Raw genomic sequence first — 22,819 nt, 5'->3', positions numbered from 1 at the left:
GTCGGAGACAGAGTGTTGAATGAATCCAGTCAAGCCCACGCCGGTACCCGTCTGCGGCAACTGCTGAATGCTGGCGAACTGCTCGCGGCGCCGGGTGTCTACGACGGCATCACGGCACGCCTTGCCGAGCAGGCGGGCTTCGCCGCGCTGTATATGACCGGCGCCGGCACGGCGGCTTCCTATGGCTTGCCCGACTACGGGCTACTCACGATGACCGAAATGGTCGCCAACGCCGCGCGGATCGTCGCCTGCACGACACTGCCGGTCATTGCCGACGCCGATACGGGCTTCGGCAACGAACTCAACGTGACGCGCGCAGTGCGCTCATACGAGCAGGCCGGCGTCGCCGGAATCCATATTGAAGACCAGGTGTCGCCCAAACGCTGTGGGCATCTGGACGGTAAGGAACTGGTACCTACCGCGGAATTCGTCGCGAAGATTCGCGCGGCGCTCGCGGCCCGGCGTAATCGAGACTTCGTCGTCATTGCCCGCACTGATGCAAACGGCGTAGCGGGACTGCCTGAGGCTGTCGCGCGCGCCAACGCCGCGCTGGCTGCGGGCGCCGATCTCGCGTTCGTCGAAGCACCGCGCGACCTCGACGAAATCATGACGATCCCGCGGCTAGTGAAGGGGCCGTGCGTTTTCAACATCGTGCGCGGCGGCAAGACGCCGGACGTGTCGCTGCACGACGTGCAGGAAATGGGCTACAAACTCGCGATCATGCCGAGCCTGCTACTCGCGAGCGTGATGCAAGTGTGCGAGCGGGAACTTGCCGCGCTGAAGGCGACGGGCATACCACCGGCTTCGTGCAGTGCATTGACGGCGAAGGAGCGCTTCCAGCGAATGGGCGCGGACGACTGGGATGCATTGCGGGTCCGGTTCGTCGACAGAACGGACTGACGCCCGGTCACGCGGCGCGGTCACGATCAGAAGATAAATGAGGAGACAACATGGCATCACCGGAATCCATCGGCCTGCGCCTGGACGCATTGCCGCTCAGCGGTTTTCACCGGCGCATGCTGTGGCTGATCGCGGCCGGCATGTTTTTCGACAGCTTCGACATCACGCTCGCAGGCTCCGTGCTCGGCGCGCTCGTCCATAGCGGGCTGTCGAATCTTCAACTCAATGGCTACTTCATCTCGGCCACGTTTGTCGGCATGGCGATCGGCGGCACCCTGGCGGGCCTGCTCGGTGACCGCTTCGGCCGGCGATTCACCTATCAGGCGAACCTGCTGGTGTTCGGGCTCGCTTCGGTCGCGGCGGGCTTCGCGTCGTCGATGCCGTGGCTGATCGCACTTCGACTGGTCATGGGCATCGGACTCGGCGCGGAAATCGTTGTCGGCTACTCGACGTTGATCGAAGTGATTCCGCCGCAGCAGCGCGGGCGATACTCGGCGCTGCTTGCTTTGGTCACCAACAGTGCGCTGTTCGTGTCATCGCTGGCAGGCTATTTCCTGATTCCGCTGTGGGGCTGGCGTTCCATGTTCTTCGTCTCGGGCGCGGGGGCGTTGCTGGTGCGGGTTGCGCGCAAGTCGATGCCGGAGTCGCCACGCTGGCTCGCGGGCGAAGGCAGACTCGACGAGGCCGAACAGATCGTCAGGCGGATCGAGGAAGAGATATATGGCAAGGGCTACCGCGCCCCCGAGCAGCCCCATGCGCTTGCGGAAACCCCGCCTACGCCGCCATTGTCCGTGCTGTTCTCGCGTGAGGTCTGGACACGCACGCTGGTCGGCTCGACGATCTCGGTCGTGATTGGCATTGCGATCTACAGTTTTGTCACATGGGTGCCCACGTTCCTGCTGAAGCAGGGTCTCAGTCTGTCGTCGTCGCTCGGATATAGCATGGTGATGTCGCTAGGCGGCCCGGTCGGCGCGGGTATCGGCGTGCTCTGCATCGACCGCTTCGGGCGCCGCCGTTGCATCACCATCGCGTCGCTGCTCGGCGCGGCGATGGGCGTCAGCTACGCACTGTCGAGCTCGCCCATGATGGCTGCCGTCATGGGCTTCCTGCTCTTCTGCTGCCTTTATGCAATCGTCGCACTGGCAGTGGCCTGCTATATCCCGGAACTGTTCGGCACGCGCTTCCGGCTCCGTGGAAACGGCTTTTGCGCGGTACTTGGCCGCATTGCGTCGTTCTGCGCGCCGGGCATCACGCTGCTTGTCTATCAGACGGGCGGCATACGCTATGTGGCATTCAGCGTCGCGATGCTGCTTGTGCTGCAGGCGCTGATCGTTTTCAGTTTCGGTATCGAAACCCGCTCGCGGTCGCTGGAAGTAATCGAGGAACAGCCTAACTTGCTCGAGCCGGCTGTTGCGCAATTGTCGCGGCGTTGACCCACGTGATCTTCACACTCGCCGGAGGAAATGCCGACGTCGCGGTTTCACCCTGGCGCTGCCCCTCCAGCTCGTTCTATCAACGCTTGAAGATGACCGTAGCTGTAGCGAGGTCGATCGGAGAGGATGTATGTTGGTGGACAATCTTCCACCCGTCGCCCGTTTGCCTGAGCGTTACGGTCAGTCGATTGTCCAGCGAGCGCAGATCGACGCCATCCGTAGTAACGGCTTTGTATGTCACGAAGGCGTGAACAACTGCGAGGTCCTGGGTCACGATCGTTTGCACGTCGCTGAAATCCACGATAACGCGTTCGGTGCCCAGTGAGCCGAACCAGCCCCCCGCCATTTCCCGCCAGGACGAAATGCCGTTGTACGACCATACACGCCACATGTCGAAGACCAACACGTCCGCGTCGTACAGCGCGACGAACGAGTCGACGTCTTTTGCGAATACCGCAGCTTTGTAGTCGTTGAGGACCTGCAGGATCGGATTGTCGAGTTTGTCCACTGTGTTTCCTCCTGAATCAGATGGCGATGGCGGCTAGAACTCGGGGCGAACAGCATATCCCAGGCTCTCGACCGGTTGATTTCCAAGTAACGACGAGCGACAAGCAGCAGGATCGACATCCAATAGGAAAAAATCTGCGTATGAGATTGGGTTCGGCCATCTACGGCCATCGGAATGCTTAATATCTGGGACATTCGAACGTTTCAACAGGTGCTCGCGAAGCACGTGATTATTGAGGGTGAACGAGTAGAAGAGTTTGTCCTGTCCCCTCCTGATCCACTAATCGCCCATTCAGGTAGTCATAGCATCATCATTGCCGCTGGATGGTCACCGCTCTCATGCGCCTCTGAGTCAGCGCTGACGATCCGTGCGGCGCTCCCTTCGAACCTCGCCGCCTGCCGGAGGCAGGCGACGCTTTGGTCATGTCATGACTTACGGAAGGATAAATAGCTCCGAGTCGCCTTGGGCTGAGGGCGCAGCAGCAGAAAGAAGGCGACAACATGCGTAATCATCAGCACGGGCACGTAGATGACCGGAATCGCATACGTAGCGCCCAGCTCTCCCGCATGCGCAGGAAGATCCGACTGGATAGCGTGGTAGTAGTCAACAATGAGGTCGGTCGCGCCCACGAGATTAAAGGCTACGACGAACAACCAGAAGAGTGGGCGTATTGGTGCTGTGAGTAGAGCGAGCATCGCCAGAACTCCCGTTGCCAGGTCACCGTATGCGGCGAACACGGCGAAGCTGGCAGGCAGATCGGGGCTGACGATACCCGGCAGGATAAAGACCAGTCCGAAGAAACGGAAGCTGTGCAAGGTGGCGATCGCACGTTGCGCGTCGAATGGGTCCATCGATTTGAGCCTGGGCCAGACGTATACGTGCAAGCAAAGCAGCCACGCGACATACCCCAGAACGAGATGCAATTGGAAGAGACGTTCCGTTGACATGCTACCTCCTATAAGGTGTTGTCTAACGCATCGAAGGATAGGAAGGAGATCAGCCGACGCGTCGTCGGATCAGCTGGCGCAGCGACAGCGCGTGCAGCAGGATCGAGCCTGGCACCACGAAAGCAGGCGTCAGCACATCCGGATATGCGCCGGCGCCGATGCTCGGCACGCTCGGCGCGATCAACTGGAACGGGCCGGGCGACGTGATCATCCCCAAGGTAATCGCGACGGCGAAGTCGGCGAGGCCGAAGATGTTCCAGGCGATCGCCGCCTTCCGCCCTTGAGCCGTACCGCTCGCCACGGCGATTGCCGTCGGCACGGCCAGCAGGCCGGTCAATACATCGCCAGTGCCCGCCGGCAACGCGAACACGCCTGACAGCCCCCCATGCAGCCACGCGACGAGAGCCCAGTTGCCGAAGACCCGGTAAAGCTGAAGAGCGACAAGCCAGGTCGCCGGCATCGCATCGAGCACCTGCCCCACCCGTTTGGACAACAGCAACAACGGCGTGCCGATCATCACCGGCAGGAAGATCGCCAACGGCAACAACGGCAAGGGTGAGGCGCCCGTGCGGAAGACGCCGTTGATCGCTGCGCTCCAGGCAACAGCAAACCAGAGCGTGTGTGGAATCACGACCGCCAGCCAGGTCGTGCGGCGTTGGCTCGGCGTCAGGTCCGTGTTGTCGAGGCCGAGCCACAATCCGACCGCGATAAGCCCATGGGCCATCAACTGATGAGCTGTGGTAGGAACGCCGCTGGTCGGGATAACCGGCTTCCAGTAGATCAACACGATCCACAGCGCTGCCAACGGGATGAGCCAAAGCAGGCTGCGCCAGGCGGGACGCGGCGCGACGATACCGGCGGGAATAGAGGCGGCGGTCATCAGCGGTCCTCCATGTGATTCCCGTTCTTCGCGGGCGCGGTCTCGAACACCGCGGCGAGAATGCCGAGGCGGCCTTCCAGGAGATTTCGCCCCAGGTTGGTCGAAAGCTGTGCGAAGTCCGGGCCCATCACCACGCCTAGATTTAGCGAGGACGGCGGCCCCGACGTACGCAGTTGGTTGATCCATGCCTTTGCGGCCTCGGTGCCGTCTTGCCATGTCAGCGTCCGGAAACCTGCCTTTTCGATTGCCGCGTGGGTAGCGTCGGCCGTCAGCAGAAAGCTCGTGGCCAGTGTTCTCGCCCAGGGAACGGGGTAGTGCGGTTCACTGCCGTTTGCGACGACGTCGAACGTCGCAAACTTGCCGCCTGGCTTCAGCACGCGTCGGATCTCTCCGTAAAGTCGTGCGCGATCGGCGATGTTCATCGCCACATGCTGCAGCAATACGACGTCAAAACAGCTTTGGTCGAAGGGAAGTGCCAGCGCGCTAGCGGTATGAAACGACACCTGTTTGCTCTGCCCCGTGCGTTCTGTGAGGTAGCGTGCGGCATCGACGAACGGTTCGCTGAGGTCGATACCCGTCACCCGGCAGCCATAGCTTGCAGCCAGAAAACGGGCCGGGCCGCCAACGCCCGAACCGACATCCAGCACCGACATGTCGGCGGTGATCCCGGCCAGTTTGGCAAGCTCGGCGGTGGCAGCAAGCCCACGGGTGTGAAACTGGTCGAGGGCGCCCAGTTGCTGCGGCGTAAGACGTTGATCCTCCGGCCCAAGGACCGTGAGCGCGATCTTCAGCCGCTCGGTCAGGCCGGTCGCGCGATAGTGATCCCGCACGCCATCAAGTGCATCAGTCATTGCAAGGTTCCTCCACGGTCTTAGCGGATTGATCAGGGCTTGCGAGTCAAGCTCGGCGCGACCCTTCATCTGCAGGCGTAGGTGTACCATGGCCTCTCGCGAGCGACTATTCATCACAATGTTGACGGGCTATGAAGCAGAACTTCACAGTCAGGCAGGGCGCGCTCGACGGTGTAGAGGTGTTCCTGAGCGTTGCCCAGCATCACAGTTTTCGCCGGGCAGCCGCCGAACTCGGGGTGACGCCGTCGGCCGTGAGCCAGGCGGTGCGTGTACTCGAAGAGCGCATCGGCGCAGCGCTCTTCATACGCACCACGCGTAGTGTCGGCCTGACCGAAGCCGGCGAACGGTTTCTTTCGCGCGCGAAGCCTGCCTTCGAGGAGCTTGTCGCCGCTGGTGAGGTGGCGCGCGGACTTGGCCAGCGGCCCGCCGGATTGTTGCGTCTTTCCGTGCCGCGCGCGGTGGTGCCAATCCTGCTGGAACCGCTGATTGCATCCTTCTGCAAGGCTTATCCCGAGGTCGAAGTGGAGATCGCCACAAGCAAGGAGCTGATCGATCTTGCAGCGGAAGGGTTCGACGCCGGTATCCGGCTGGGCCAGTTCGTCGCCGCCGACATGGTCGCGGTACCGTTGACGCCTCCGTTTCGTCTCGTCGTGGTCGGCAGCCCGGCCTATTTCGCAGGACACAGCCGGCCCGAGCACACGGACGATCTGCGCCAACACGCGTGCTTGCGATGGCGCCGATCCGGCGGCGCGCTCGCGCTATGGTCGTTCAACGACGACGGCAACGCGATCGAGATCGCCGTAACCGGCCCTTTCATCGCCCATGATTTTCCCACCATGCTGGGTGCGGCAGTCGAAGGTATAGGCCTTGCCCAGCTACCTGAGCCGATGGTCGCTGAAGGGCTGAGAGCGGGAAAACTGGTGCACGTGCTGGAGCCGTTCGCGCCGGTGATACCGGGCGTGTTTCTCTACTATCCGAGCCGCCGGCAGATCATGCCGAAGCTGCGCGCCTTCATCGATCATGTGAAGAGCCGACCGGCAGACCAAGGCAATGTTAAGGGAACAAGATGACTATTGGCGTGCTGGTTTGCTCAATAGAAGCCAATGTTTTCCTTTATGGACGTTATGCCGGTGAAGGTCCCTTCTGTCCGGGAAAAATCTTCATTGGATGAATGCGTGTAGCGTGTAAGCCCCGGACATAGGCCCCTTAGACGCGTGCACAAAGCACGCACTGTCACTTCAGCTCAATCGGCTGCCCATGGGGCGTATGTCGTGCAGCGATGTCCCATTCGTTCCGGCGTTGCTCGAGGATGCGGATGGTCAGCAATCCCTTGCGCGCGCTAATTAGCTCCAATGCTGTCAACCAGTGGCTGTAGTAAGTGTCGCCATGGTCTGGGTCGCCGGCGTCCTGCGCATCGCGGATTGCCTGATTCAGCCATTCCGCCCATTCGGCCCACGTGAACAGACCATGCTCATGCAAACTCAACGTCATGGCAAACGCCCGGGCTTCCCATGGCGCACTGAAAACGGGCCCTGCGTCGTCACAAGGCAATGCCGGCAGCGCAGCGCGCAGTTCGGGAAGATTCGGCCGGGTATGCGTCATATCAGGCCAACGTGACATCCGGATAGTCCAGATAGGGTTCCCAGCAATCGACGCAAACGGATGCCGCAGTCGTATCTTTCCCCCAGAGCTCCGACGCATCGAAGCGAACGGTATACAGCCATTGCGGCTGTTCGCCCAGCCCGATTGCGTTGGTGTCGGGAAAAACGTGCGGAGCGTGCACAGCGATGATTCGACCTCGTCTGCCTCGGCAATAGCGTGGCAACCGCGTATGCGTAGAGGGGTTGAACTGACGGGTCAGAACCTCGTCGCCCAGCTTGAAGCGTGCTTCAGTGACCGCAGGACGATCGACAGGGCTGCCTCGGCGTAACGCCGCAGGCACTTCGCTAGCCATCAATACGCGAGGCACCGGCATCCCAGGACTGCTCGACACGCCGCTAGCGATCTCCTCGGCCGTCGCCAACCACTTGTCCAGCAGCAGCTTTTTCAAACCTTCGAACCAGATCTCGAAGTAGCTGCTGGCGAGATATTGCGCAGGCGGCAAGCTCTCTCGCGCGGCACGAGACATGTCGATGTTCCACTTGCCGACCGCGCCCATCGCCAACGTAATCGCCAGCGCGTGACGCTCCCAGTCCGCGTGAAAAATCAGTGCGTCGGCTTCCGGCCGTATCGGTCCGAACGACTGCATACCGCCGAGATCTTGTGCGCCGTTCATGTGGACTCCCGGGCGGCGTTCGGTGCCTTCGGCAGACCTGTGCCGATCATCGAGTCACGGGTCACCATTTCAACCAATGCTTCCTCGGAGAAACCAGCGGTTCCGGGAGGCTGCATAGGCAACACCAGATAACGGACCTCCGAGGTGGAGTCCCACACGCGAAACTCGACTTCGGCGCCCAATTCAAAGCCGAATTCCTTCAGTACACCTCTCGGATCGATAATCGCACGGGACCGGTATGGCGCCGACTTGTACCAGACCGGCGGAAGCCCAAGGACCGGCCACGGGTAGCATGAACACAATGTGCAGACCACCATGTTGTGCACGGTGGGCGTGTTCTCCAACACGACCATGTGCTCGCCCTGCCTGCCTTGATAGCCGAGCGAGGCGATCGCTGCGGTCGCGTCGTCGAGCAACCATCGCTTGTAAGTGGAGTCGCGCCACGCTTTCGCGATCACGCGGGCACCGTTGCGCGGCCCGACCTTGTGCTCGTAGGTTTCGATCAGTACGTCCAGCGCCTCGGGATCGACGTATCCCTTCTCGACCAGCAGGGATTCCAGCGCACGGACGCGCAAGTCCATCTCCGGCAGCGCACTGCCCGCGTGATCGTGATCGTCAGCATGCGGATGCTGCGACTCGTGGCCATGGGAATCGTTGCCATTCATGGAAGTTCGCCCGGAAGTGCCCGACTTGATGAGTATGGTCGGCGCAACGTCCAAATGCAATTTGGACTTGCAAGCCGCAGGCGAGGCGATGAATGGCTCAATTCGACTCTGCGATTCGCTCCTTCGACGTTTGGACCGGACCGGCTAACTTTGCATCCCTTCAACGCGATGCACTGACTATTCCGTCTCACGCGACCGGAAGCCTGACGTTATGCGGCCCGCTCTTGAGGTTGTCACTTCGTCGATTGATTATCCCCAGGACCGCGGTTGCGGCGGGCAGTATCGGCGCGTGGCAGTTCTGCCGCGCCTTGTGCTGTCCTGACGTCGATGGCCTCTTCACCTTTGCGCCGATTGGCCTCATTCCGGCTAGCCTCGTGGTTATTTTCGATCAACTCGTTCACCTTGCGCAGCGTCGCACTGATGGAGTTATAGGACATGGCGCTCTCCTAGAATGGCTTTTGATTGGCCCGAAATCGGGAGAAGTGAATAGAAAACTCTCGGACTGTTTCTGCCTTTGCTCGCTGAATAGATTCTTTTGAAATCTGGCGCATGCATTCGTATCGAAGCTCACCGTCCCAGAACATGCCAAAGGGTCCGGTTTCACACTGAAGCGGCTTTACGTCATGTATTGCACAAAGGTTATCTGTTCGCAGAAAGATGCAGCGCCCGCCTTCCATGCGCAGTTTCCGCATCTCCAGCTTTGACGATACGGGAAGGGGTCGACTATCGCAGCACTTTTCGACGAATTCATCGGGATTCAAATTCAGATAATCAGCAATTCGACTAATATCGTCGGGCAGCAGAAGAACGCCAAGATCGTCGGTGCCTCCTGTGCAACATTTCCCACAGCCGTTGCAAACGAATTCCGGAGGATTCACGTTAGCTTCCTTAAATGCGTTCCAGGCGATAGCGGAATAAATACCGCTTTCCCGTTTTTGGCGAGTGGAGCTCCCAGCTCACTAACGTTCGCTGCGGGTTTAGTCCGGGTCCTTTGGTCTGTTGTTCCGCCTGCACATCCCGTTGTCCGCTTCCATCCACAACGATAATCGGATCCAAAAATGTAAACGCGAATCCCGGCGGAGCTGAAAGGCTCAGTTTGGCTTCCTGGGTCGGAATATTGGTGGGAATGCCCGCTAGTGCACCTTCTGTAGAGAAAGCATCTTTCTCCGTGCGTGGCGTGCTGATAGTGACTTCGTATTTTATGGAGTCTCTAGGGGGTATCGGTGGATCGACTACTTGTGACCAGGATATCGCTCGAACATCAAGGGCTCGAGACAACATCTTTAACGCGAATCCGTATAAACTTTGGCGGCTTTCCCGGATCGAGAATTTCTTCTCGTCCGCTGAAACGCGCGTAGTGATGTCCACCTTGTCGTAAGCGTTAATCCAGATTTCGTCGAAAGGTATAACAGACAGATCCGACGCGCTTACATTTTGGCATTCAAATGAATACTTCCCATAGAAGTCCCCTGCCTCGCTAATGCGCCAGTCATGGTCAACTTTCCTGTAGCAAACCGGATATTTCAAGTTCCCCCCTGCCATTGTGCGAACCATTAACATATCCCTCGTTAGAAAGAACAACCAGGTAAGCGCGTAGAGCGAAATGAGTCCGCAAACCGCGTAGATCGAGGCGGTGCGAAGTTCGCCTAACCATCCCGTCGTTGCCGTAATGGCGGTCGCAGAAGCGAACAGGAGGGCGGTGACGTTCGAAGTGACGACGGCCTTTAATTTTTGTAGCATCGTCTACGCTCCCGTCACGTCCAGCGCACGGCGTATTCCTATAGAACTCTTCGGCCAGCGTGCTGATTTCGATAAGGTGGCTGGCCCAGGAAGCGAAACCAATAGTAGTCGGAATACCTGCGCGATTCAACAAGCGCTGCCTTCATCGGTCTTCATCGGCCTTCTGAAGAAATTCCAATCGTCTTACGGAATGAGGCGCAGCGCGTTGAGCGGACCTGTTGCGACATGGCTAGTCGCGCCGAGCAGATTGACGGCGTTCGGCGAGATCCGAGCGCCGTTTTTGCGTTACCCCGATCGCGGGCGGCCCGCCCTTGGCGCCGCAACCGCTTGTCCGACAGAGCTGTCAACCGGCCGCCAGAAGTCGCGGACCATTGCCGGTGACGACAACAGTACCCGGCATGATCTATTCGTCTGACAAAGTTGCCATGGTCAGCGTCATATGGGTCACCCGCCACGGCCCGTGGCATAGGTGCGTGTACTATTCGATTTGACCAAAGCAGATGATTGCTACGGATGTAGCATCACCCGCTGTGTCGTTGCAGCTCGCCTCGAACGCGGTTCTGGGAGACGATGAAATGCGCGTACTGATCGTCGACGATCACGAACTGTTCAGAGCCGGATTGGCGCTTCTACTGAGAGAGTTCTTTCCAGGCATCGAGTTGCTGCATGCGAGTACCTTGTCGCAAGGCATGAATCATGCGCGCGGCGAGTTACTGAACATTGTTTTTCTCGATCTCGACCTTCCCGATGGTCACGGTTGCGACGCGCTTGTCGAATTGAAGGAGTTGCGACCGTCGTTACCCGTGATTGTGATATCGGCCGACGAGCGCGTCGAAACCGTCGGTCGATGCATCGAACTTCGCGCGATGGGGTACGTGCTCAAATCGTCGCCGCCTGAAGCGCTTCACGCAGCGATCAGCGCGGTGCTTGCTGGGGGCGTGTTCCTGCCCGCGTCCAGCATCGCGAGGCTCAGGCGCGACATGGGCACGGACGAGGCTCCGGCAAATAGACCAGGGCAACCGCAGTCAAGCGGTAATTCAGAATTGAGCAACGCATCCGACCTGGGACTCACTCCACGAGAGTTCGAAACGTTGGCGTGGCTGGTGCGCGGACTTCCGTCCAAGGCCATTGCTGTGAGAATGGGGCTTGAGGACATTACGGTACGAAAATACGTCAGCCATCTGCTCGCGCATTTCAATCTGCGGCGCCGCGCTGAACTCATCGTCATGCTGGCGGATAGAGGGATCAAACTCGGCGTCCCGCCGGTCACGGATCCTGCACATGACCGAAGCTTGCTGGCTGCAGGGCGGCAACGAACCGACTGACTTCAACAAGCGTGGTTTCCGGCGCGGAAGACTTCCGCAACAAGACGAACGGCTCGGTGAAATTGCGAAGTGCGTGCGGAGAGACCAGTTCACCTGTGATGAAGGCGACGGGAAGCACGCCCGCCCAGGCGAAATGCTGCCTGATCCGGTCGGCAACCTCGATGCCGGTCGGTCCGTCGCGCAGCCTGATGTCGGTGACGATGAGGTCGGGTGCGCGGCCGTCATCGGTCAGAATCGCTTCGAATCCCGACATCGACTCGGCGGTGTCCACCAGTGCGCCAGCACTGCGGAACAACCGCCGCAGGCCCTCGAGCACGGTCGGTTCGTCGTCGCAAAGCAGGATGTACTTGTCCTTGAGGATCGACGTGCACACGTTGTCCTTTCGATCGTCGGTCTCGACGACAGGCTTCATATTCGATATCGGCGCGTACAGGGAAAAGCGCGACCCGCGCCCTTCGACCGACCAGAAACACATGCTGTGCCCAGGAAGAACGTCGACAACCCGATGGACGATAGACAGTCCAAGTCCCAGTCCTTTCGACCGATCGCGACCAGGGTTGTTGATCTGATAGTACTCGGCGAATATCGCATCCCGATGCACGGCCGCGATACCCACGCCCGTATCCCATACGTCGATCCGAAGCTTTTCCCCGATCTCTACCCAACCGACGACGACGCCCCCTGCCAAGGTATTCTTGATTGCATTCGATACTAGATTGGACAATGCCCGCTTGAACAGTGAACGGTCACTTTCAATCGACGGCGAGCGGCGCCCACGCAGGCTGATTCTGAATTCGATGCCGTGCGACCTTGCCGGCTCACGATATTGCTCGAAGACTTCCGTCAGCACGGCCTGGGTATCGACTGGCGCCATGTGCGGGATGTAAGAGCCTAGTTCGCTATAGTCCTGAATATCCTTGAACATGTCGAGAATGTCGCGTGCCGTTTCCTCGATGACGTCGAGATCATGCGTTGCGGCGTGCTTATCGTCGAGTTTGATCCGCGCGCTACGGATAAAGAGGTTGATCGCAGCGAGAGGCTGCTGAATGTCATGATAGGCAGACGAAAAGAACCGCTCCTTCTCTTTGATGAGTTCTTTCATACGTTCATTTTGTTGCTTGACTACGCGGGACGCCGCTTCAACGCGTGCCTGGGCTGCACGCAACGTGCGCCGGAATACGAACTCGCGCCGGGCCGAGCGTTCAATTTGAATGCTGACAATGACGCCAACGATACACATCATGAGCACGATCGACCCGCGCGTAATCCAGAAAATCCACTCCGGTTCGGCATTATCCAGTGGCCAGAGGTAAAGCGTCAGGTGGAACGTAACAAAGCATATTCCGACTAACCACGCCGCCGTGATTGCGCGAAGCCGGAACGCCGTGAATATCATGAAAACGGTGAGATACAGGACGGGGAAGATTTCCGGGACGGCCAAGGCCCTTGGGTAAATGACCAACATCCTCAGTAGGGCGAACCAACAGCTCAGCGTCCATACACAATGTAATCCGACGGCCCAGCGTTCGTCAAAGGCACGCGCTCCCCACATCAACCATACCGCCGCGGTCATACCCACGGCCGCTGCGAGTCGCACGTAGCCAATGTGATGGATGTGGCTCGGATCAAGGATGTCCATCCTCCACCAATAGTCACGGATGGAAAACCCTATCCATGTCAGTGTGAAGAGGGTGCTAGCCAGCCTGCGTTGGCCCGCGTAGCGACGTGCATAGTCCATACGGAACGCGTGCTCCAGCGCCGCCGATCTGAACTTGCGTACTACGAAGCCTGACAATCTCATAAGGCTGCTTGATCAGGAAAACCGTCGTGGGCGGATAGAGCGCGAGGTCGAGAGTCTGTATCGGCACGCCACGGGTTAAGACAGGTTCCCAGCGAACGTGGCTAACGGAGTAAGACGGCAAATTCCAGCAAAAGCGGTGACGGTGGTCATAGGTGCACCGCACCTTCGTGCGCAGCCACCGGACGACAAAAACAGAATAACAGGTCGCCATCTGCACCATCACCCACAAATGTATCAACGACATGATCTGCCCTCGCCGCACCTCGACGGTTCAGGAAGGCGCTTCGTTATCGAAGGCGGCTACCTGACACGTCGCCCGGATCGGACAACGGGCGTGCATACATCTTTCGCAGGCGTTGCGGGTCCATCGCCTACGCATGTGCGTTGTGACGGCATTTCGACTGACCAAGAATGAGTATGACAGCAACGCTGAAAGGGCATTCGTCGAGTGCATCCGGATCGGCTGATCGTCGCGGCGCGTCGAACCTGCTTTGGCTCCTGCGATGACTGCTGTCGGTCGGCGAAAGATGCACAGGCCGATCTCTCAAGCTCCGAAGGAGAACTCTCATGAAGCTTTATCAATCGATCACGGTCTGTCTTGCCCTGATGGCCGGGGGCACGGTGGACGGATGCTTCGCCCAGACAGCGACCAATCCTCAGGAGTCCGTGGCGGCTGGCAGCACCCCGCAAACTCCTACGATTGCAGTTCCCTCTATCACACCGGCACCGGCTGTTTCCGTTGGAAAAACTCGCGCGCAAGTGATCCGCGAGCTGGAGGATTTTCAGAACAGTGGCGAGGCAGCGAAGATGCGTGATATTTACCAAGGCTCCTAATGAGGCGTCGCGGGTTGGAAGGACGTTTGACCATCGAACCGTCGTCAGCGTGTTCGACTCGGCCGATATTACAGGCTACGAATCGCCAGCCGCCTTCCGCCGTGGCTCGGCCTTGACCATTCGACATTCTCACAAGAAAACGTCGACACACATCAAAAGCTCCCCCCGCCCTACGCGTCCGACCGCTTCAAGCGCATCGAAACCGAAAACCGTTCTGCGGGATGAACGCTGATCGACACCTCGAACGTCTCGCCCGCGGAGTCGAGATAACGCCGCACGATCTCGAGCGCCGCAGTGCCCTCCTCGGCCCGCAGCCTTTGCGCCATCTCCTTTGAAATCAGCGCGCCGCGCACGTCCTGCTGGATCTCCGCGATGCAGCGGCCATAGCGCGCTTCGATCAATGCGCTGATCAGCGTATCCGGTCGAGCTCGCGCGGCCTCGGCGACTTCCGTGTAGGCCGGGTCGATATACACATCCGTCCAGCCGACCGGCGGGCTTTCACGGTCGCCGTCGATGCGCAGGCTCGAAACGCGCAGCCATTTCGAACCGTTCGCGCACTTGAGCGTCTTCGCAAGCTTGCCGGTCGCGACGATTTCCTCCGTCGACTGCACCAGGCGCAAGTGCTCGGAGCCGAACTGCACGACGTCGTCCACCGACGCGAGCGACGGTCTGAAGTCGTTTCTCGGCTGCGCGGACTCGACACGCGTACCCGCGTTCTTGCGGCGCGACACCAGCCCCAACTGCTGCAATTCATGCAACGCCGCGCGCACCGTGTGGCGGCTCGTCTGGTACTGATCGCGCAATTCCAGCTCGGTCGGCAGGATCGAGCCGACCGGATAGCGGCCGGATGCAATGCCTTGGGTCAGGTCGCGCGCGATATCGGCGAAGTGCGGTCTGTTCATCGGTTGTGCGGGTTTGAGATCGGTTTTTTGCGGTTTTTTGGGACGCCAGGGTAAATCATAGCTTGTTCCATATGTTCGAACATATTAAGTTTACATATGTCCGGACATATTGAAAAGCGTCAGATCCAGATGCCGCTCATCCCGTCCCCTTTTTCAGCACTTCCGAGAGGTCGCAATGACGAACCGCACTATTCCGATGGCCAGCACCGTGGTCGACTCCATCCTGTTTCGCGATGCCTTCGGCACCGCCGGAATGCGGGCGCTGTTTTCGGATTACGCGCTGGTGCAGCGCTATATCGACGTCGAAGTGGCGCTGGCGAAAGCCGAGGCGCGCGTCGGCGTGATTCCCGCTGAAGCCGCCGAGGTGATCGCGCGCGAATCCAGCATCGAGCGGATCGATTTCGACCATATGCGCGAGGAGACCGACATCGTCGGCTATCCGATCCTCCCGCTCGTGCACCAGCTCGTCGAGATGTGCGGCGAAGCGGGCCGTTACGTGCATTGGGGCGCGACGACGCAGGACATCATGGATACCGCCGTGTCGCTTCAGGTACGCGACGCGCTCGACGTGATCGATGGCGACATCCGCGAGTTGCGCGCGATCCTCGTGGATCTGGCGAAACGGCACCGCGATACGCCGATGGCCGGCCGCACGCACTTGCAGCAGGCGCTGCCCGTCACCTTCGGCTACAAGGTCGCGATCTGGCTCGCCATGTTCGACCGGCATCAGGAACGCCTCGCGCAACTTCGCCCGCGCGTGGCCGTGGTCGAGTTCGCCGGCGCCGCGGGCACGCTGGCGTCGCTCGGCGACCAAGGCTTCGAGGTGCAGAAAGCGCTGGCCGAAGAACTGAAGCTCGGCGTGCCGGCCACGACATGGCACGTGGCGCGCGACGGTTTCGCGGAAGCGGTCAACCTGCTCGCGCTCGTGACCGGTTCGCTCGGCAAGATCGCGCTCGACATCATGATCATGGCCTCGACCGAATTCGCCGAAGTCTACGAACCCTTCGTCAAAGGGCGCGGAGCGAGCAGCACGATGCCGCAAAAGCGCAATCCGATTTCCAGCGAGCTGATGCTGGCCGCGGCCAAAGCAGTGCGTCAACACGCGGGGCTGATGGTCGACGCGATGATCCAGGATTTCGAGCGCGCGACCGGGCCGTGGCACGCCGAATGGATTGCGATTCCCGAGAGCTTCATTCTGTCGGCCGGCGCGCTGCACCAGGCGAAGTTCGCGCTCGGCGGCCTGATCGTCGACACGGAGCGCATGAAGCACAACCTCGGCATCAGCAAGGGGCTGATCGTCGCGGAGGCGGTGATGATGGCGATGGCGCCTTTCACCGGCCGCCAGCAGGCTCACGACATCGTCTACGACGCCTGCCGCACGGTGAACGAGCAAGGCGGCACGCTCGCCGAAGCGCTCGCCGCGTTGCCCGCCGTGACAGCGCATTTCGACCGCGCGGCGATCGACCGCATGACCGACCCCGCCAACTACCTGGGTCTCGCGCCCCGCATGGTGGATCGCGCAGTGGCACTGTCGAGCGATATCTAAACCCGTCCGTTCAAAGGACGTGGAGGAGCACACGATGAATCACGCAAACGCATCACGCGACGAATCGATCGTCGCCCCGCCGAAGAAACTGCCCTGGTATCGCAAGCTGGGCATGCAGGTCCTGCTCGCGCTGGTGCTGGGTATCGCACTCGGGCTGCTGTTTCCGAAGTTCGGCTCGCAGCTCAAGGTACTCGGCGATATCTTTCTCGCGCTGATCAAGGCAGGCGTCGCGCCGCTGGTGTTCCTCACGATCGTGCACGGCATCGCGTCGGCCGGCGACGTGAAAAGCGCAGGCCGGGTCGGCTGGCGGGCGATCGTCTACTTCGAGGTCGTCTCGACGATCGCACTGATGGTCGGCCTGCTGGCCGGCAACCTGCTGCAAACCGGCAAGGGCATGACATCCGTCAGCGTCGCCGCGCTGCCGGCGACGGCGGCCAAAGCCGCGCCCCAAGGTTTCAGCGAGTTCGTCATGCATCTCGTGCCGGATAACTTCATCGGTGCTTTCGTCAAGGGTGAACTGCTGCAGGTCGTGGTGCTCGCGGTGATGGTCGGCATCGGCATTCTCGCGATTCCGGAGGGACGGCGCGTGCGAATCACCGAAGGGCTCGATCTCGTCTCCGAGGTGCTGTTCTCGTTCATCAATCTCGTGATGAAGCTTGCCCCGCTCGGCACGCTCGGCGCGGTCGCCTACTCGGTGGGCAGTAACGGCACCGCCGTGCTGATCGCACTCGCGCAGCTGGTCTTCAGCTTCTACGCGGTGGTGGTGCTGTTCATCGTCGTGGTGATGGGCATCATCGCGAAGCTGGCCGGCTTCAGCTTGTGGCGCTTTCTGCGCTACATCAAGGACGAAATCATCATCGTGCTCGGCACGGCGTCGTCGGAAAGCGCGCTGCCGCGTCTGCTGATCAAGCTCGAAAGACTCGGCTGCGCCAAACAGACCGTCGGGCTCGTGTTGCCGACCGGCTACGCGTTCAACCTCGATGGCACGTCGCTCTTCATGTCGATGGGTGTGATGTTCATCGCGCACGCGTACAACGTGCCGATCACGCTCGAGCATCAGATCGGTTTGCTGTTGCTGATGCTGTTGACGTCCAAAGGCGCGGCAACGGTGTCGGGCGGCTCGTTCGTGGTGTTTGCGGCGACCGTGACCTCGACGGGCATTCTGCCGGTGGAAGGGATTGCGATCATCTTCGGTGTTTACCGGTTCATGTCGATGGCCATTGCAACGTGCAATACGATCGGCAACAGCCTCGCCACGGTGGTGATCGCCAGATGGTCGCGGACGTTCGATGCGAGCGTGGCCGAGCGGCATCTGTATCCCGAGCGGTATCCGGCCACCGCGCGGGCCGACGCCAGTCTGGGGGATGGCAATCTGCTGCCGGAGGATGTCAGCGATGTCAATCCGCATCCCGGTAGGATAGCGGCGAGGGGCGTACCCGGATCGCAGTGAGAGGGATTGGGACAAGGGCTCAATGACTGTCGCCCGAAGCGCCCATTGCAGATGGACGCTCACGATTTTTCCAATAACCGTGAGCGTCCATGAGCGAACGCCACTCAATTGCCGCTTCCGGTTGACGACGACAGTCGCCTCATCGCTTCGTCGACCGCTTGCTTCATTCAAGCGTAAAAGACACCTTCACAAAGCCGCTTCACTTCCACTCCTGCTACGAGACCCAGCGCCGACGCTCGACTCTCTGACAACCAATTCCGGCACCGCGAAATACTGCACCACGGGTGCTTGCTGTTCTTCCGTCGCCTCGAGCCTTGCCAGCAACGTCCGGCTGGCCATCACCCCCAGCCTGTCGGCACCAGCCGACAACGTAGTCAAGGGCGGATTCGTATGTTCGGCAGCGATGACATTGTCGCAACCCACAACGGCCAATGCCTTGCCCGCACGTTTGCCCATCCTGTCCAGTTCGTGCAGCACGCCGACGGCAACCTGATCGTTATAACAAAGCACGGCCGTTGGTCGAGGCTTCATGTCGAAGATCGCACGCACGGCATCGCGTCCGCCCTTTGGCGTCAACTCGACATCGACGATCCATTCGTCGTCGACGGCCAGCCCATGCTCGGCCATCGCGGACAGATAGCCCTGTCGGCGCTGATTGGCGACCGTATAGCCTTTCCTGTTGCCGGCAAACGCGATTCGCGTATGCCCCTGTTCAATGAGATGCTGCGTGGCGAGCTCGAAGCCGTACGTGTTGTCCACACCGACCGTATCGACATCGACGCCCATCGGACGCATAACGAGCACGAGCGGAATACCCCACGAGCGGATTTCGTCAGCCAATGCGTCCGGCGTACCCAGCGCGGGCGACATGATCAGTCCGGCAACATTCTGTTCGCGCATCGAGCGCAGCACCCTCGTCTGCGTCTCGACGTCTTCCGCCGTGTGCGCCATCAGCGTGGTGTAGCCCGATTGCGCCAACACGCGTTCGATCGCGACCAGCAGTTCGACGAAGAACGGATTCGTCAGATCGTTGATCACCATCCCGATGGTCGTGCTGCGCCGCCCGCGCAGATTCGCGGCGCCACGGTTGTACACATAGCCCAGCGCGCGGGCCGCCTCGCGCACCTTCTCGGCGGTTTCCGCCTTGATGCGCGGGCTTTCCTGCAAAACCAGCGACACCGTCGACTTCGATACGCCCGCCGCGGCGGCAATGTCCTGGATGGTCGGACCGGATTTCATATTGCTTTGCACAATTGGAACGTTCCAAAAAGTGTTTGACAGCGTGAAATGAGTCTACTACAGTTTGTTGGAACGATCCAACGAACGCAAGTTGGAACGTTCCAATGGAGAGAGACATGACGGCAACTATCCGCTGGGCGCTGATCGGCGCCAGCACCATCGCCGACGAATGGATGGCCGACGCCATCCGCGCGCAGCTCGACGGCGAGATCGCCGTGGTCGTGAGCGACAGCGCGGACCGTGCGAGCGAATTCGCGCAGAAGCACGGCATCGCGGTGCACTCGACGGACTTCGACGCAGTGCTCCGCGATTCGTCGATTACGGCGGTCTATATCAGCAGCACCAACGACAAACATCTGCCGCAAGCAGTGGCCGCCGCGCAAGCCGGCAAGCACGTGCTGTGCGAAAAACCCCTCGCGCTGACGGAAGACGAGGCCGCGCAGATGATCGAAGCGTGCGCGGCACACGGCGTGAAGCTCGGCACCAACCATCACCTGCGCTGTGCCGCGACGCACCGGAAGATGCGCGATCTCATCCGCGCCGGGGCCGTAGGCACTCCCCTTTTCGCGCGCGTTTTTCATGCGGTGTCGCTGCCGCCGCATCTGCGCGGCTGGCGCATCGAACGCCCGGCCGCGGGCGGCGGCGTGATCCTCGATATCTCGGTCCACGACATCGATACGTTGCGTTTCCTGCTCGACGACGAACCCGTCGAAGTCAGCGCGATGACCTCGTCGGGAACGATGTCGTCGGCAGGTCTTGCCGATGGCGTGATGGCTATCGTCCGTTTCAAGGGCGGTGTGCTCGCGCAGCTCCACGATGCGTTCACGGTGCCCTTCGCGCCGACGGGGCTCGAAATTCACGGCACCGCGGGGTCACTGTTCGCGAAGGACGTGATGACCCAGCGCCCCATCGGCGAAATCGTTCTGCGCACGGCCGACGGCGCGCAAGAGATCGAAGTCGAACATCACGACCTGTACCGCATCGCCGTCGCGCAATTCCATCGCGCCATTTCCGAAGGACAAGATCCCGCCGCGACGGGCATCGACGGTTATCGCTCACTCGTCGCCGCGCTGTCGCTCGCGAAGTCCGCCGAAGCGGGCGGGCACGTGACGGTGCCGTCCCGGTTCGCTGAATAAAAGTTCGAGGAGATTCACTGTGCGTTCTAGCAAGCTTGTTTCACTCGCCCAGGCCGCGAGCCTGATCGGCGACGGCGATATCGTCACCGTGAGCTCGTCGAGCGGCCTCGGTTGCCCCGATGCGATGCTCGCGGCGATCGGTGCGCGTTTCGAAGCCGAAGGCCATCCGCGAAATCTGACGATGCTGCATCCGATTGCCGCAGGCGACATGTACGGCATCAAGGGCATCGACCACATCGCGAAGCAGGGCCTGGTACAGACGGTGATCGCGGGCTCGTTCCCGAGCGGCCCATCCAGTCTGCCGATGCCCGACATCTGGCGGCTCGTCGCCGACAACGAAATCCGCGCATACAACCTGCCGAGCGGCGTGCTCTTCGACATGCATCGCGAGGTCGCGGCGAAACGTCCTGGCGTTCTGACGAAGGTGGGGCTCGACACCTACGTCGATCCCGATCGCCAGGGCGGCGCGATGAACGCGCAGGCGGCCGAACATCCGATCGTCGAAAAAGTCACGTTCGCCGGCGATGAATGGCTGTTCTACAAGAACTTCGTACCCCGTGTCGCAATCGTGCGGGCAACGACAGCCGACGAACGCGGCAACCTGTCCTTCGAGCACGAAGGCGCGCTGCTCGGCGGACGCGATCAGGCGCTCGCCGTGCGCAACAACGGCGGCATCGTCATCGCGCAGGTGAAGCGCGTGGTGAAGGCGGGTTCGCTGCATACGCAGCAGGTGCACATTCCCTGCAACCTGGTGGACTACGTGGTCGTCGATCCCGAGCAGAAGCAGACGACGCAGATCGAATACGACCCGGAAATCAGCGGTGAAGTGAAGCTGCCCGACAGCGCCTTCGCGTTTACCGACTGGAACGCGGACAAGGTCATTGCGCGCCGTGCCGCGATGGAACTGGCGCAAAACGATGCGGTGAATCTCGGCTTCGGCATCTCCGCGAATGTCCCGCGCATTCTGCTCGAAGAGGGCTATCGGGACGATGTGACGTGGGTGATCGAACAAGGCGCGGTCGGCGGCGTGCCGTTGCTCGGTTTTGCGTTCGGATGCTCGGGCAATGCCGACGCGATCATGCCCTCGCCGTCGCAGTTCGTGTACTTCCAGGGCGGCGGCTTCGACGTGTCGCTGCTGTCGTTCCTGCAAGTCGACCGCTACGGCAATGTGAACGTGTCGAAGCTGCCGAGCAAGCCTTATCTGACGGCCGGATGCGGCGGCTTCATCGACATCACGACCCATGCGAAGCGTGTGGTGTTCAGCGGCTATTTCACGGCGGGCGCGAAGCTCGAAGTCGGCGATGGGCGCATCAGGATCGTCAAGGAAGGCAAAAAGAAATTCATCGCCGACGTGGATCACGTCACCTTCAGCGGCCGCATGGGACGACAGCGCAAACAGGAAGCGCTGTACGTAACGGAGCGCTGCGTAATCAAACTCGGCGATAACGGCCTCGAAGTCATTGAAATCGCACCGGGCATCGATCTGCAAAGGGACGTGCTCGATCAGTCGGATATCGAACTGGCGGTATCGCCCTCGTTGAAGACCATGGATGCGTCGATCTTCACCGACGCGCCGTTCGGCCTCGAATTGAAGGAGGCGCGTCATGGCTGACCCGCAACTGATCCAGATCGAGAAACAGCACGCGATAGCCGTCGTCACGCTCAATCGCCCCGACAAGCTGAATGCGCTGACGCCTGACATGCTCGATCAACTCGAAGCCGCCGCCGCGCATCTCGAAGCGGATGCAGACGTGCGCGCCGTCGTGCTGACGGGCGCCGGCGAGCGCGCGTTCTGCGTGGGCGCCGACATCAACCAGTGGTCGGCCCTCGCGCCGCTCGACATGTGGCGGGTATGGGTGACGCGCGGCCACCGCATCTTCGACCGCTGGGCGGCACTGCGCCTGCCCGTGATCGCTGCGATCAACGGGCCGGCCCTCGGCGGCGGCCTCGAACTGGCCGCGGTGGCCGACGTGCGCGTGGCGGACCCCGCCGCCACCTTCGCGTTGCCCGAAGCCGGCATCGCAACCTGCCCAGGCTGGTCGGGCACGCAACGGCTGGTCTCGCTGATCGGTCCGAGCCACGTGAAGTCGCTTGCACTCACCGCAAGACGAATCGATGCCCAACGCGCGTACAGCATCGGTCTGATCGATGAAATCTCCGCGCCCAAGGATTCGCTCGCGGCCGCCATCGCCATTGCAGAAAAGATCGCGACGCTCGCACCCGTCTCCGTGCAACTCACGAAGCAACTGATCAACGCCGCCTCGGGGTTCGGGGCTGGTGCAACCCTGGAAGCCATGGCGGGCGCGCTGTCCGCGACGACGCGCGACGCGCGCGAAGGCATGGCCAGTTTCCGCGACCGGCGCCCAGCGCAATACGAGGGTCAATGA

General features: G+C 60.8%; 23 protein-coding genes. 10 read left to right on the top strand and 13 right to left on the bottom strand.

Annotation, left to right across the window (positions count from 1 at the left end; translation table 11 throughout):
* Positions 1-15: 15 nt before the first annotated feature.
* A complete protein-coding gene (locus FVF58_RS42050; RefSeq protein ID WP_149675543.1) occupies positions 16-900 on the top strand; it encodes an isocitrate lyase/PEP mutase family protein in 885 nt (294 codons plus the stop codon).
* A 50-nt stretch (positions 901-950) separates the two neighbouring features.
* Complete coding sequence (locus FVF58_RS42045; protein WP_149675542.1) at positions 951-2,333, top strand: MFS transporter; 1,383 nt, start codon at positions 951-953, stop codon at positions 2,331-2,333.
* A gap of 79 nt (positions 2,334-2,412) precedes the next feature.
* Here the strand turns inward: FVF58_RS42045 and FVF58_RS42040 are convergent, their stop codons facing one another.
* From FVF58_RS42040 to FVF58_RS42025, 4 genes are all read right to left on the bottom strand, one after another.
* Positions 2,413-2,841 carry a YybH family protein gene (locus FVF58_RS42040; RefSeq protein WP_149675541.1) on the bottom strand — a complete coding sequence of 143 codons (429 nt, stop codon included), beginning with the start codon at positions 2,839-2,841 and terminating at the stop codon, positions 2,413-2,415.
* Between the two features lie 425 nt (positions 2,842-3,266).
* Positions 3,267-3,788 carry a hypothetical protein gene (locus tag FVF58_RS42035; protein WP_149675540.1) on the bottom strand — a complete coding sequence of 174 codons (522 nt, stop codon included), beginning with the start codon at positions 3,786-3,788 and terminating at the stop codon, positions 3,267-3,269.
* Positions 3,789-3,837: 49 nt separating this feature from the next.
* Positions 3,838-4,668: an MFS transporter gene (locus FVF58_RS42030; RefSeq protein ID WP_149675539.1), complete on the bottom strand. Its 831-nt coding sequence runs from the start codon at positions 4,666-4,668 to the stop codon at positions 3,838-3,840.
* A complete protein-coding gene (locus FVF58_RS42025; RefSeq protein ID WP_149675538.1) occupies positions 4,668-5,519 on the bottom strand; it encodes a class I SAM-dependent methyltransferase in 852 nt (283 codons plus the stop codon). The genes FVF58_RS42030 and FVF58_RS42025 overlap by 1 nt, the downstream gene beginning before the upstream one ends.
* A gap of 131 nt (positions 5,520-5,650) precedes the next feature.
* Here FVF58_RS42025 and FVF58_RS42020 point away from each other — a divergent pair, with 131 nt between their 5' ends.
* A complete protein-coding gene (locus tag FVF58_RS42020) occupies positions 5,651-6,589 on the top strand; it encodes a LysR family transcriptional regulator (protein ID WP_149675537.1) in 939 nt (312 codons plus the stop codon).
* Positions 6,590-6,752: 163 nt separating this feature from the next.
* On the opposite strand, the gene FVF58_RS42015 is transcribed toward FVF58_RS42020, so the two are convergent.
* The 6 genes from FVF58_RS42015 to FVF58_RS41990 all read right to left on the bottom strand — a co-directional run bounded on the left by FVF58_RS42015 (position 6,753) and on the right by FVF58_RS41990 (position 10,199).
* Positions 6,753-7,121, bottom strand: coding sequence for a nitrile hydratase accessory protein (locus FVF58_RS42015; RefSeq protein ID WP_149675536.1), 369 nt, complete (start codon positions 7,119-7,121; stop codon positions 6,753-6,755).
* Between the two features lies 1 nt (position 7,122).
* Positions 7,123-7,794, bottom strand: a complete 672-nt coding sequence (gene nthB, locus FVF58_RS42010) for a nitrile hydratase subunit beta (RefSeq protein ID WP_149675535.1) — start codon at positions 7,792-7,794, stop codon at positions 7,123-7,125.
* A complete protein-coding gene (gene nthA, locus FVF58_RS42005) occupies positions 7,791-8,459 on the bottom strand; it encodes a nitrile hydratase subunit alpha (protein ID WP_149675534.1) in 669 nt (222 codons plus the stop codon). The genes nthB and nthA overlap by 4 nt, the downstream gene beginning before the upstream one ends.
* Before the next feature lie 233 nt (positions 8,460-8,692).
* The gene (locus FVF58_RS42000) at positions 8,693-8,896 is read right to left on the bottom strand and encodes a hypothetical protein (RefSeq protein ID WP_149675533.1); all 204 of its coding nucleotides are present in this window, start codon (positions 8,894-8,896) and stop codon (positions 8,693-8,695) included.
* A 9-nt stretch (positions 8,897-8,905) separates the two neighbouring features.
* Positions 8,906-9,337, bottom strand: coding sequence for a YkgJ family cysteine cluster protein (locus FVF58_RS41995; protein WP_188131113.1), 432 nt, complete (start codon positions 9,335-9,337; stop codon positions 8,906-8,908).
* A 10-nt stretch (positions 9,338-9,347) separates the two neighbouring features.
* Positions 9,348-10,199 carry a hypothetical protein gene (locus FVF58_RS41990; protein ID WP_149675531.1) on the bottom strand — a complete coding sequence of 284 codons (852 nt, stop codon included), beginning with the start codon at positions 10,197-10,199 and terminating at the stop codon, positions 9,348-9,350.
* A gap of 500 nt (positions 10,200-10,699) precedes the next feature.
* On the opposite strand from FVF58_RS41990, the gene FVF58_RS41985 reads away from it, so the two are divergent.
* Positions 10,700-11,524, top strand: a complete 825-nt coding sequence (locus FVF58_RS41985) for a response regulator transcription factor (RefSeq protein WP_149675530.1) — start codon at positions 10,700-10,702, stop codon at positions 11,522-11,524.
* Here FVF58_RS41985 and FVF58_RS41980 read toward each other — a convergent pair.
* On the bottom strand, positions 11,466-13,163 hold the full coding sequence (locus FVF58_RS41980) for a hybrid sensor histidine kinase/response regulator (RefSeq protein ID WP_188131111.1): 1,698 nt from the start codon (positions 13,161-13,163) through the stop codon (positions 11,466-11,468). The genes FVF58_RS41985 and FVF58_RS41980 overlap by 59 nt on opposite strands.
* A 729-nt stretch (positions 13,164-13,892) precedes the next feature.
* Between FVF58_RS41980 and FVF58_RS41975 the strand changes: the two genes are divergently transcribed.
* Positions 13,893-14,159, top strand: coding sequence for a hypothetical protein (locus tag FVF58_RS41975; protein WP_149675528.1), 267 nt, complete (start codon positions 13,893-13,895; stop codon positions 14,157-14,159).
* Positions 14,160-14,329: 170 nt separating this feature from the next.
* Here FVF58_RS41975 and FVF58_RS41970 read toward each other — a convergent pair whose 3' ends face one another.
* Positions 14,330-15,061 (bottom strand): GntR family transcriptional regulator, encoded by a 732-nt coding sequence (locus FVF58_RS41970; protein ID WP_149675527.1) that lies wholly within the window; start codon positions 15,059-15,061, stop codon positions 14,330-14,332.
* A 175-nt stretch (positions 15,062-15,236) separates the two neighbouring features.
* On the opposite strand from FVF58_RS41970, the gene FVF58_RS41965 reads away from it, so the two are divergent.
* Both FVF58_RS41965 and FVF58_RS41960 read left to right on the top strand, forming a co-directional pair.
* Positions 15,237-16,607, top strand: coding sequence for a class-II fumarase/aspartase family protein (locus FVF58_RS41965; protein ID WP_149675526.1), 1,371 nt, complete (start codon positions 15,237-15,239; stop codon positions 16,605-16,607).
* A gap of 34 nt (positions 16,608-16,641) precedes the next feature.
* The gene (locus FVF58_RS41960) at positions 16,642-18,057 is read left to right on the top strand and encodes a cation:dicarboxylate symporter family transporter (RefSeq protein WP_149675525.1); all 1,416 of its coding nucleotides are present in this window, start codon (positions 16,642-16,644) and stop codon (positions 18,055-18,057) included.
* Between the two features lie 186 nt (positions 18,058-18,243).
* Here the strand turns inward: FVF58_RS41960 and FVF58_RS41955 are convergent, their stop codons facing one another.
* Positions 18,244-19,296 carry a LacI family DNA-binding transcriptional regulator gene (locus tag FVF58_RS41955; RefSeq protein WP_149675524.1) on the bottom strand — a complete coding sequence of 351 codons (1,053 nt, stop codon included), beginning with the start codon at positions 19,294-19,296 and terminating at the stop codon, positions 18,244-18,246.
* A gap of 116 nt (positions 19,297-19,412) precedes the next feature.
* Between FVF58_RS41955 and FVF58_RS41950 the strand changes: the two genes are divergently transcribed.
* From FVF58_RS41950 to FVF58_RS41940, 3 genes are read left to right on the top strand one after another with little or no spacing between them, the layout of a single operon-like run.
* The gene (locus FVF58_RS41950; protein ID WP_149675523.1) at positions 19,413-20,432 is read left to right on the top strand and encodes a Gfo/Idh/MocA family protein; all 1,020 of its coding nucleotides are present in this window, start codon (positions 19,413-19,415) and stop codon (positions 20,430-20,432) included.
* Positions 20,433-20,451: 19 nt separating this feature from the next.
* On the top strand, positions 20,452-22,044 hold the full coding sequence (locus tag FVF58_RS41945; protein WP_149675522.1) for an acyl CoA:acetate/3-ketoacid CoA transferase: 1,593 nt from the start codon (positions 20,452-20,454) through the stop codon (positions 22,042-22,044).
* Positions 22,037-22,819: an enoyl-CoA hydratase/isomerase family protein gene (locus FVF58_RS41940; RefSeq protein WP_149675521.1), complete on the top strand. Its 783-nt coding sequence runs from the start codon at positions 22,037-22,039 to the stop codon at positions 22,817-22,819. Before FVF58_RS41945 ends, FVF58_RS41940 begins: the two co-directional genes overlap by 8 nt.

This window comes from Paraburkholderia panacisoli (genome assembly GCF_008369935.1).
Taxonomy (GTDB): Bacteria; Pseudomonadota; Gammaproteobacteria; order Burkholderiales; family Burkholderiaceae; genus Paraburkholderia; species Paraburkholderia panacisoli.
Note: the sequence above shows the minus strand (reverse complement) of the source record. Positions and strands in the feature narration are given on the sequence as shown.